This window comes from Bacteroides sp. (assembly GCF_019417265.1).
Classification (GTDB): Bacteria; Bacteroidota; Bacteroidia; order Bacteroidales; family Bacteroidaceae; genus Phocaeicola.
This window is the reverse complement of the sequence record NZ_DXVR01000038.1, coordinates 12857-24317: the sequence shown is the minus strand read 5'-3', so window position 1 is coordinate 24317 and position 11461 is coordinate 12857. Positions and strand designations below refer to the sequence as shown.

The 11461-nt window shown below is 39.6% G+C and carries 6 protein-coding genes and 1 pseudogene; 5 read left to right on the top strand and 2 right to left on the bottom strand.

Translation table 11 applies throughout. The features are described 5' to 3' along the window. Positions 1–1134, bottom strand: a 1134-nt coding sequence (locus tag QZ379_RS06530; protein ID WP_291561979.1) for an aldose epimerase family protein, incomplete at its 3' end; no start/stop codon positions are given. Positions 1135–1475: 341 nt separating this feature from the next. Between QZ379_RS06530 and QZ379_RS06525 the strand changes: the two genes are divergently transcribed. Both QZ379_RS06525 and ffh read left to right on the top strand, forming a co-directional pair. Next, positions 1476–2798 carry an MATE family efflux transporter gene (locus QZ379_RS06525; protein WP_291561976.1) on the top strand — a complete coding sequence of 441 codons (1323 nt, stop codon included), beginning with the start codon at positions 1476–1478 and terminating at the stop codon, positions 2796–2798. Positions 2799–2867: 69 nt separating this feature from the next. Further along, a complete protein-coding gene (gene ffh / locus QZ379_RS06520; protein ID WP_291561974.1) occupies positions 2868–4193 on the top strand; it encodes a signal recognition particle protein in 1326 nt (441 codons plus the stop codon). Between the two features lie 90 nt (positions 4194–4283). On the opposite strand, the gene QZ379_RS06515 is transcribed toward ffh, so the two are convergent. Continuing rightward, positions 4284–5447: a DUF1343 domain-containing protein gene (locus QZ379_RS06515; protein WP_291561972.1), complete on the bottom strand. Its 1164-nt coding sequence runs from the start codon at positions 5445–5447 to the stop codon at positions 4284–4286. Positions 5448–5512: 65 nt separating this feature from the next. On the opposite strand from QZ379_RS06515, the gene QZ379_RS06510 reads away from it, so the two are divergent. From QZ379_RS06510 to QZ379_RS06500, 3 genes and pseudogenes are all read left to right on the top strand, one after another. Beyond that, positions 5513–6049, top strand: coding sequence for an HDIG domain-containing metalloprotein (locus QZ379_RS06510; RefSeq protein ID WP_291561969.1), 537 nt, complete (start codon positions 5513–5515; stop codon positions 6047–6049). Between the two features lie 58 nt (positions 6050–6107). Next, positions 6108–9044, top strand: a complete 2937-nt coding sequence (locus tag QZ379_RS06505; RefSeq protein ID WP_291561966.1) for a helix-turn-helix domain-containing protein — start codon at positions 6108–6110, stop codon at positions 9042–9044. Positions 9045–9317: 273 nt separating this feature from the next. Next, positions 9318–11461 (top strand): annotated as a pseudogene (locus QZ379_RS06500) (GH92 family glycosyl hydrolase); the annotation flags it as partial.

Here is an 11461-nt window from a genome sequence, read left to right as displayed (position 1 = left end):
GAATACGCAGTGGCTGTAGTATGTTTCTCCCGGTCTCAGGATAACAGAAGGCCATTGTGTCTTGTTTGGACTGTCAGGATAGTGCTGCGATTCAAGACAAACTGAAGCACGCTGCGGATATGCTATACCGTGTTTACCTTTTACTTCGCCTGTCAGGAAGTTTCCTGTATATACCTGAATACCGGGTTCGTTGGTATAAACCTCAAGAGTAATACCGCTTGCCGGGCTTGTAAGTCTGGCAGCCACTTTCGTGTCATCACCTTTTGTAGCCAATACCCAGTTGTGGTCGAATCCGTTTCCGAATTTCACCTGCTCATTGTCAAATGCTGTTACGTCAGGAGCTATGGCCTTAGGTGTATTGAAATCGAATGGAGTGTCTTTTACTGCCATCATTTCGCCGGTAGTCATATATGTGCTGTCCACCGGTGTGATGCTGTCCGAAGCCACGTACAGGATATGGTCTGTAGCCGGTTTCGACATATCTCCGCTAAGATTGAAATATGAGTGGTTAGTCATATTTATGATAGTAGTCTTGTCTGTAGTTGCATCGTATTTAATGTCGATGGCATTGTCAGATGTCAGTGTATAAGTGACATTGGCTGTTACGTTTCCGGGGAAGTTGTTGTCGCCGTCAGCCGATTTCATTGTAAGCACTATAGTGCTGTCGTTTGTCTGGTTTGCTTCGTACACCTGATACTGCCATCCTGTAGGGCCTCCGTGCAGACAGTGTCCGAAATTGTTTGTCGGCAACTGTATCTCCTGTCCGTCTATGTTGATTTTACCTTTGTTGATACGGTTGGCATACCTTCCTATGCTTGCCCCGAAATCGCTCGGTATATTCTGATAGTCATTTATATTGTCGAATCCGAGAACTACATCTGTCATCTTACCGTTTTTGTCCGGCACCATAACTGAAACGATTCTACCTCCGAAGTTTGTCACACAGACTTCCATTCCGTTGCTGTTCGTAAGTCTGTAGAGTCCTGTCTTCTTGTTGCCGTCGATTGTAGTCTCAAATTTTGCAGGATCAAGTCCTGAAAGTGTCAGCTCTGCTTTCTTTTCCTGTGAGGCACATCCGCTTAGTATTACGATTGCCGCCCCCATGCTTAAAAATGACTTTTTCATGTTTCTCATTATATATTATTATGGTAAATGTTTTTTTTGACGGTGTAAAAGTAACACTTATTTTATTCCGTTGTTCAAAAAAATATATGTTGTACAGCATAAAGTGTTATTTTTACACTTTTCGTTTCGTCGTATTTGGTTTCTTTTCCGTTCATGTGGTCGGATTTGACTGTTCAAAGTTAGCGTGACACGTTCGTGTTCCGCCAGTGACACGTTCGTGTTCCGCTCGCGTCACGTTCGTGTTACGCGCGTTACACGTACGTGTTACGCTTTATGTGTCGAAGAATAATTGGAAATATGACTGTTTTTTGTATCTTTGCTGTATAATTATATAATAATGTGTGTTTAGTATGTATTCCAATAAAGAAATCTGGCGCGTTACTTATCCTATACTTCTCGGGCTGCTTGCCCAAAATATCATTAATGTCACTGATACGGCTTTCCTCGGGCATGTTGGCGAGGTGGCTTTGGGAGCTGCGGCTATGGGAGGACTTCTCTATATATGTGTCTATACTGTAGCTTTCGGTTTCAGTATAGGCTCGCAGATACTTATAGCACGCCGAAACGGTGAAGGAAACTATCGTGATGTCGGTCCTGTTATGATGCAGGGCAGTATGTTCAGTTTCATTATGGCTGCGGTACTGGCTGTTGTCATGTATATTTTTGCCGGTCCTCTCATAAGGATGCTGATAACTTCCGATACTATATATGAGGCTACATACCAGTTTTTCACTTGGCGTATCTGGGGATTTCTGTTTGCTTTCCTGAATGTGATGTTCCGTGCATTCTACATAGGTATAACCAATACCAAAGTACTGACTTTAAGTTCGGTGGTTATGGCACTTGTGAATGTAGTCCTCGATTATGGTCTTGTGTTTGGCGAACTCGGATTACCGCAAATGGGTGTCATGGGAGCGGCTTTGGCATCAGTTATAGCTGAGGCTTCTTCGCTGGTATTTTTCCTTATATATACATATTGTAAGGTTGACCTCAGAAAATACGGTTTACGACGTGCTTTCAGGATTGATTTCGGGATGGTGGGCAGGATATTGCAAATATCATCATTCACCATGGTGCAATATTTCCTGGCAATGGCCATATGGTTCGTGTTCTTTATGGCACTGGAGCGTCTGGGACAGAGGGAACTGGCTATAGCAAATATAGTAAGAAGTGTATATATAGTGCTACTGATTCCGGTACAGGCATTGGCAACTACCGCCAATACTCTTGTCAGTAATCTGATAGGGGCGGGTGGAACAGATAAGGTTATAGCTCTGCTTCACCGCATATCGGGCATATCGTTTCTGATAATGGTGGTATGTGTGGCTCTGACGGTAATATTCCCAAATCCTATACTTTCGATATACACAGGCGATTCCGGTCTTGTGGCCGAGTCTATACCTGCACTTTATGTAGTGTGTGCGTCTATGCTTCTTGCGTCGCTGGCAAATATATATTTCAACGGTATCTCCGGAACAGGCAATACTCAGGCAGCACTTGGAGTGGAGGTAGGAGTGCAGGTGTTCTACGCACTTTATGTGATAGTGGTAGGTATGGTGCTCCGCCAGCCTGTAGAGATTTGTTTTACTACGGAGATAATATACTATGTGCTTATGCTGATATTTAGTCTTATATATTTGAAAAAAGCTAAATGGCAGAATAAAAAGATTTGAGAGTTTGTTTTTTTTATGTATTTTTGCACCCCGTTGAAATATAAGAAATTAAGAAAATCCAAATAATATATGTTCGATAATTTAAGTGAAAGACTTGAGAGGTCGTTTAAGATATTGAAAGGTGAGGGTAAAATCACCGAAATCAATGTTGCCGAGACTCTGAAAGATGTACGTCGCGCCTTGCTTGATGCCGACGTGAACTATAAGGTTGCAAAGAACTTTACAGATACAGTAAAGGAGAAAGCCTTGGGACAGAATGTGCTTACAGCTGTTAAGCCAAGTCAGTTGATGGTTAAGATTGTTCATGACGAGCTTACCAAACTGATGGGTGGCGAAACAGCAGAGTTGGAACTTAAGGGACGTCCGGCAGTTATACTTATGTCCGGTCTTCAGGGTTCCGGTAAGACTACTTTCTCTGGAAAGTTGGCACGTATGCTGAAAACCAAGAAGAACCGCAAGCCTTTGTTGGTAGCCTGCGACGTTTACCGTCCTGCTGCCATCGAACAGCTGAAGGTGCTTGGACAGCAGATTGAAGTTCCTGTTTATTCTGAACCTGACAGCAAAGACCCTGTACAGATAGCTCTGAATGCCATCCATGAGGCAAAGGCCAAAGGTTATGACCTGGTGATTGTCGATACAGCCGGTCGTCTTGCTATCGACGAGCAGATGATGAACGAGATTGAAGCTATCAAGAAGGCTATCAATCCGGATGAGACACTGTTCGTAGTAGACTCGATGACAGGTCAGGATGCTGTAAACACTGCACGCGAGTTTAACGAACGCCTTGACTTCAACGGTGTAGTTCTTACCAAGTTGGATGGTGATACTCGTGGTGGTGCCGCACTTTCTATCCGTACAGTAGTAAACAAGCCTATCAAGTTCGTAGGTACAGGTGAAAAGCTTGACGCAATCGACTTGTTCCACCCTGCACGTATGGCAGACCGTATCCTCGGTATGGGTGATATCGTATCACTTGTTGAACGTGCACAGGAACAGTACGACGAAGAAGAAGCAAAACGTCTTCAGAAGAAAATCCAGAAGAACCAGTTCGATTTCAATGACTTCCTTACTCAGATAAACCAGATTAAGAAGATGGGTAACATCAAGGAACTTGCTTCAATGATTCCGGGTGTAGGTAAGGCTATCAAGGATATTGATATTGACGACAATGCGTTCAAGAGTATCGAAGCTATCATCTATTCCATGACTCCTGAAGAACGTACTCATCCTGAAATCCTCAACGGCTCGCGCCGTATGCGTATCGCTAAGGGTAGTGGTACAAATATTCAGGAAGTGAACCGCCTTCTGAAGCAGTTCGACCAGACTCGCAAGATGATGAAGATGGTGACTGGCAGCAAGATGGCCGGTATGATGCAGAAGATGAAGAAGAGATAATACACATTCTTTTTGATATACCAAATCGGGCTGAATACCGTTTAAATGGTGATTAAATACTGTTTAAACGGTGTTCAGCCCGAACTGTTTTTAGTACAGAATGTACTTCTCTCGCATTTCCCTGTATTTCTTCAAGTCCTCATTCCATGCAGAACGTATTTCCTCTTCCGATTTACCTTTTAGCATATCGAGTCTTACCTGATTTGTACCCATCAGCAGGTCGAACCATTTGGGACGGGTAAGGAATGATTCTGATTTGTTCATCTTCTTGAATTCGCGGTACATCTCGATGACATATTTCAATGAAAATCCGTTCAGTCTGCTGATGTCGGTTTCTCTAAGGTCGAGTCCATGGCACGCTACGTTTTTATGTAAAGGATTTTTGTCGAAGCCTTCCAACGCTTTCGGAGTAAAAGAAAAAGGAAACTTGTCTTTTGGCAATAACGGTGAGCCAATCACCTGAAATGGAAAATATGTTCCGCGTCCTACACTGACAGATGTAGCCTCGAACAGGCATAGTGAGGCATAGAGAGCTATGGACCGGTCATTAGGCAGGTTAGGCGATGGTTTTACCGGGAGTGAATACGGGTCGCCATGTTTCCATCCTTTGATTTGTATTACTGAGTAGTTGCACTTCAGATTATTGCCAATCCATCCTTCGCCGTTTATCATGCCTGCCAGCTCGCCCATTGTACATCCGTGAAGAACCGGTATGGGTAACATACCTACGAAACTCTTGTATTCCTTTTTCAGTACAGGACCGTCAACATAATCGCAAGGGTTCGGGCGGTCAAGCACTATCAGCTCTTTCCCGTTTTCGGCACATGCCTGCATTATATAATATAATGTACTGATGTATGTGTAGAATCTTGCTCCCACATCCTGAATGTCGAACACTACCATGTCAATATTAGCAAGGTCGGTTGCAGAAGGCTTTTTGTTTTTTCCGTAAAGTGAGATTATCGGTGTTCCTGTTTTTACGTCCTTGCCGTCCTTCACGGTTTCTCCGGCATCGGCCTTGCCTCTGAAACCATGTTCGGGAGCAAACAGTGCTACAGGTCTTTTGCCAAGCGAGCATAAAGTGTCAAGCAGATGAGTGTTGCCTGTCAGTGATGTCTGGTTTGCCACTAAAGCTATCTTTTTGTTGCCTATGAGTGATGTCAGAGTCTCAATCTGGTCTGCTCCGTTTTGGATATTTGTGGCATTACATATGCCGGAGAAAGAAATTAATAGTAAAATAACAAGATATTTCATGTCAGGACAATAATATTTATTAGTTTTGTAAATCGAATTAATTATACGCAAAGATAAATAAAACAATGAACCCGATAGAATTAATAGACAAATATTATCCGGAAGATAACGAACTTAAGAAAATATTGTTGAAACACAGCCGTTCAGTAGCTGACAAGGCTTTGGCTATGGCACGAAAACATCCTGAACTGAATCTTGACATGCAGTTTATAGAAGAGGCCGCAATGCTGCACGATATTGGTATATTCCTTACTGATGCCGACGATATATTCTGCTATGGAACTTATCCGTACATATGTCATGGCTATTTGGGTGCCGATTTGGTACGAAAGGAAGGATATCCGCGTCATGCTTTAGTGTGTGAGCGCCACACGGGTGCAGGCCTTTCATTGAAAGCAATTATTGAGCGCGATTTGCCTGTCCCTCACAGAGATATGCTTCCGGTAAGTCTTGAAGAGCAAATCATATGTTTTGCGGACAAGTTTTTTTCAAAAACCAAACTGGATAATGAAAAACCGCTGGAAAAAGCTCGCAAGAGTATAGGAAAGCATGGTGAAGAAGGACTGGAGAGGTTTGACAAATGGTGTAGGATGTTTCTTTGAAAGATACCCCTTTGTAAACAAAAGAAGATAAAACATTAATTTTAATATTTACTTACCTATGAAAATACCTTTGTTGATTATAGTATTGCTAGTCAGTCTTTCCGGATATTCCGGCAATACGCAGGATTTATATTTAACCTCACTTGATCAAAAGGATGGTCTTTCCAATAGCGCAGTACTATCTTTCTACAAGGATAATTCCGGATTGATGTGGATAGGTACATATGATGGGCTAAATTGTTATGATGGCAGTAATATCGAGATATTCAGGACTGATTTCTCTGAAAACACAACGTTTTATAATAATATAATTCTTAACATATCATATGCCGGAGATAATAATGTGTGGATATGCTCTTACAATGGTGTGTCGTTGATGTCTCTTTGGAGTAGAAATGTTATAGATAATTATTCACAAGAAGAATATTTTAAGCTTTACTCAAACTCCATAGGAAACACTTGGGTCATAGACAATTCTTTTATTTATTACTTTAATAAAGTAGAGAATAAATTTATAAAGGCATATGGAAATCATGGAATTGATCCGGAGAAATCTACAGCCTACGTAGGAGAAGATGGGATTTTTACCATTATCGGTGATGGGAAGACCAGTTCGCTGTCTTGTATGGCTTCTTCTTTTGAAAAAGACTCTGCTTCTACAAGTATAAATGTGTATTCCGAAGAGATTCATAAGCATCCTGTCATACATTCGTTTTGCCAGAATAGTATTTGTTGTTTTATTGATTCGAATAATGATTTGTATATGTACGATTTTGTGCGAAAATATAAGTTGTTAATAACAAATACATCTTCTTTGATAAAGAAATATGGTACAATATCCGGTATAGTTCCATTCTATGATGACCTTATAGTATATTTTCATTCCCAAGCCATTGTAAGATTGAAATCCTCAAATCATTTTAGTGACGAATTATTAAGACGTAATGTACGTGTCTTTTGTACATATTTGGATAATAGTAATGGTATATTATGGATTGGAACAGATGGTCAGGGTTTGATAAGTATAGCAAAGAAAACCGGAATAGTAAACAATATATTGCTTGATGATATATCTCACAATTTGTCAGGACAGATTAGAGGACTTTTGACTGATTCCTTGGATAATTTATGGGTAGGGACAAAAGGTGACGGCCTATTGTGTATTCCTAAATATATCAATGGATTTTCTGCAGAAGAAGTCAAAGCCTATATGCCACAAAAAGTGGTTCCTATGAAGTCATATATAAGAGACAATGGTTTTTATCCGGTATTTAAATTAGAAAACAGCGATTTCCTGAATGGCTTTTGGGTTGGAATGTCCGATTCGTTACTCTATTATTATTCAAGGGAAAAAGATATGCTGAAACCACTTGATGGATTTGCATATAAAAATAATACAGAAATACATGGCATATATGAGGAGGGTGATTCTGCTATCTGGGTCGCTACGATTGGTGCCGGCTTGAAACGTATAAAGTTGGAATACGATGATGGGCTTCCCTGCGCTTTGGGATATGATGATTTTCATATATATACAGGGCAAAGAGAGATTCTTAGTTTCTCATCTTTATGCGCTTATAATGATTCCATTTTATGGTTAGGCAGTAGAGGCAATGGGGTTGTTAAGTTTAATATCAATAAAGGTAAATATGAAGTAATCTCCTTGAAAAATATTACAGGGAAATATGTAGATGACGTTTTGTCGTTGCATATTAATGAGAAGACTGAAAAGCTATATGTTGGTTCAACTGCCGGCCTTGTTGTTATGGAACTCAAGAATCTATCTTTGCCACCTTATTATATAGGTAGAGAAAATGGATTGGTTAATGACATGATTCATGGTATTGTGTCGAATAAGGACGGTATCCTATGGCTTGGGACAAATAGAGGATTGGTAAAGTATAATCCATGCAACGATGTGTCTTATACATATTATTATAGCAGAGGTGTTGAGATTGCTGAATTTAGCGATGACAGTTATTATGTTTGTCCATATACAGGAAATTTGTTTTTGGGAGGTGTGAACGGATTGGTGTACATAGATAGTAATACCATCAAAAGTCCTGAATTTTATTCAGACATATTATTAGGCAATGTGTCATTGGGCTACGAAAAGAAGTATTGGACTGATTTTTATAATAAAGAAAAAGAGTCTTTGGTGTTTCCCGATAAATATAATGCGTTTTCTTTAAAATTTTCAGCTCCGGATTATATTGCGAAAGATATAGAATATTCATATATGCTTGAAGGGTACGATAAAGAATGGAGTAGGTTTTCTTATTTAAACGAGGCGTTTTTTAGCAGCATTCCTGTTGGTAAATACTTGTTTAAGGTTAGATACAAGAAAGACATGCTGAATGAAACATACCGTGAGTTTTCCATTCCTTTATGCATTGAAGGCCCCTGGTACAAGTCATGGTGGGCATATGTTATATACATATGTATTTTATTTCTTTTAGTAGCAATGCTTATCAAATTATGTAAACCCTATATCATGGCATATTTGTCTAATTATTTTTGTACTAAGGAAGTCAAGTCGGATAAGGTTGTTTTTTATGATGTAGATAATATCTACAGGTCATCGTATGATATCATTATCGAAAGGTTGGGTGAAGGAATAAAAGAAGAATTAACTATAAATAGCATAGAGCAGGCCGATTTCCTTCTTAAGGTAATAAAACTTATTGACGAATTTATGGAAGTCGAGGATCTTAGTGTTTCTCTCTTGGCTGATAAATGTAATGTCAGTACTCGTCAGTTTTATAGAAAGTTCAAGGAGTGTATATTGATTTCACCTATAGATTTGGTAAAACGAATGAGAATGGAAAAGGCTGCAGTGCTTTTGCTTTCTACTGATATGAGTATTCAAGAAGTCATAGATAAAATAGGAATTTCAAGCCGCTCTTATTTTTATAAGGAATTTACCGCAAAATTTGGTATGACTCCTGGTGCGATGAGGGATAATTCTGTTGCTAAATCGGACGATAAAAGTTGATTGTTTATTGTATGTCGTTCTTTTTTATGTGGGTTTTCATTGTTCTTTATTATGTCATACAAATGGTAAATGTTTAATAATCAACTTTTTAATATGTACTTTATTATGTCGTCAGTGCTTTTGTAAGACATATATTTCAAATGGTTATAGATTGTCTGTAATAAGGACTTCAAATAAATTTCATACTGCTACTTTTGCATAAGTTCAAACAAAATCTTTGTAACCATTATGATTAAGAATGCTATTTTTTCAATTCTATTTGGCGGCATTTCCATGTCCGGAGCTTTTGCTCAAAACGTAACGGATTATGTAGATCCTTTTATAGGAACAGAAGGCATGGGACATACTTTCCCAGGTGCTTGTGTACCTTTCGGAATCGTTCAGTTAAGTCCTGATACCGACACTATTCCTCATAATGTGAATGGAAGATATCAAAAAGATGTTTACGCATATTGTGCGGGTTATCAGCACAAAGACCCTACAATAGTTGGTTTTAGTCATACGCATCTTAGTGGTACGGGACATTCCGATTTGGGTGACATATTGATAATGCCTTCTGTGGGTTTCCATAAACTCAGACCGGGTCGTGCTGAATTTCCTGGTGAAGGATACAGGTCGAGGGTTGACCATAATACAGAAAAAGCCGCTCCCGGCTATTATGAAGTGATGCTTGAAGACTACGGTATTAAAGCTCAGCTGACCTCGACTTCAAGAGTAGGTGTTCATAAATACACATATCCTAAAAACGAAAATGGTCATATCGTGCTTGATTTGGGACATGGTATATATAACTATGAAGGAAAAGTCCTTTGGGCAAATTTAAGGGTAGAAAACGATACTCTTCTTACAGGTTATCGCATTACCAACGGGTGGTCGCGCATAAATTATACTTACTTTGCAATATCTTTTTCAAAGCCGGTTGTAAATTATGGATATGAAGAACAGGGAAAAGTGTTGTATGGTGGTTTTTGGAGAAGATTAAAGATGTCGGAAAATTTTCCTGAAATGGGTGGTAAGGATATAGTTGCTTATTTCGATTTTGATACAAAAAACAATCCTGAACTTGAAATCAGTGTGGCTTTGTCGGCTGTAAGTACAGAAGGTGCATTAAAGAATCTTATGGCCGAGGCTGATGGAAAATCATTCGAAGATGTTAAAAAAGAAGCAACTGAAAGATGGAATAATGCTCTTTCCCACTACGAGATAGATGGTTCAGACAGCCAGAAGAAGATGTTTTACACTTCTTTATACCACACAATGATAAATCCTTCTGTATATATGGATGTGGATGGCAGCTATCGCGGTCTTGACCACAATATTCACAAAGCAAATGATTTTTCCAACTATTCTATATTTTCCGTTTGGGATACATATAGGGCTGAGCATCCGTTGCTGAACCTTATCTCTCCGTCGGAGAGTAAGGATATAGTGAAGTCCATGATTGCACACCAGAATCAAAGTGTTCATAAGATGTTGCCAATATGGAGTCATATGGGTAATGAAAACTGGTGTATGAGCGGTTATCATGCAACATCTGTTTTGGCCGATGCAGTGAAGAAAGGTGTTATAGGATATTCGGATGCTATCATGAAAGCCATGGTGGAAACATCGAACGTTCCTTATTACGATCATCAGGATGAATATCTGAAACTTGGATATATACCATACGATAAGAGTTCTACGGCATTGTCTGCCACATTGGAAAATTCTTACGATGACTGGACTATATATAAAACAGCCCTTGATAATGGCTGTGATGAAATTGCCGATGCTTACCGCAAGAGGGCTTTGAATTACAGAAACATTTTTGACGAGAAAACAGGCTTCGCCACTCCTAAGTACAAGGATGGAAGCTTTAAGAAGAATTTCGACCCGTTGCAGACTCACGGTGAAGGATTCATAGAAGGAAATTCGTGGAACTTCTCTTTCCATGTGCCGCACGATGTGGATGGCATAGTTGCTCTGATGGGAGGTGACAAGAAATTTATCAAACGCCTTGATGACTTGTTTTCTATGGAGCTACCGGCAAAATATTATGAAAAAAACGAGGATATAACAAAAGAAGGATTGATAGGCGGTTATGTACATGGCAATGAGCCTAGTCATCATATACCTTATTTATATGCTTGGACATCGCAGCCGTGGAAATCTCAGTATTGGATACGTGAGATAATGAACCGTATGTATAGAAGCCAGATAGATGGTCTTGGTGGAAATGATGATTGCGGACAGATGTCGGCATGGTATATCTTCTCTGTAATGGGATTTTATCCTGTATGTCCGGGTACAGACCAGTATGTTCTTTCTGCTCCATATCTTCCATATCTTAAATTGAAGTTGAATAATGGAAACGTGCTTGAAATAAAAGCTACCGGCGTTAGCGATGAGAACAGATATGTGAAACAGCTGAAAATAAA

Coding starts and splice junctions, on each gene's coding strand:
- QZ379_RS06525 (WP_291561976.1), top strand. CDS start 1,476: ATGTATTCCAATAAAGAAATCTGGCGCGTTACTTATCCTATACTTCTC.
- ffh (WP_291561974.1), top strand. CDS start 2,868: ATGTTCGATAATTTAAGTGAAAGACTTGAGAGGTCGTTTAAGATATTG.
- QZ379_RS06515 (WP_291561972.1), bottom strand. CDS start 5,447: ATGAAATATCTTGTTATTTTACTATTAATTTCTTTCTCCGGCATATGT.
- QZ379_RS06510 (WP_291561969.1), top strand. CDS start 5,513: ATGAACCCGATAGAATTAATAGACAAATATTATCCGGAAGATAACGAA.
- QZ379_RS06505 (WP_291561966.1), top strand. CDS start 6,108: ATGAAAATACCTTTGTTGATTATAGTATTGCTAGTCAGTCTTTCCGGA.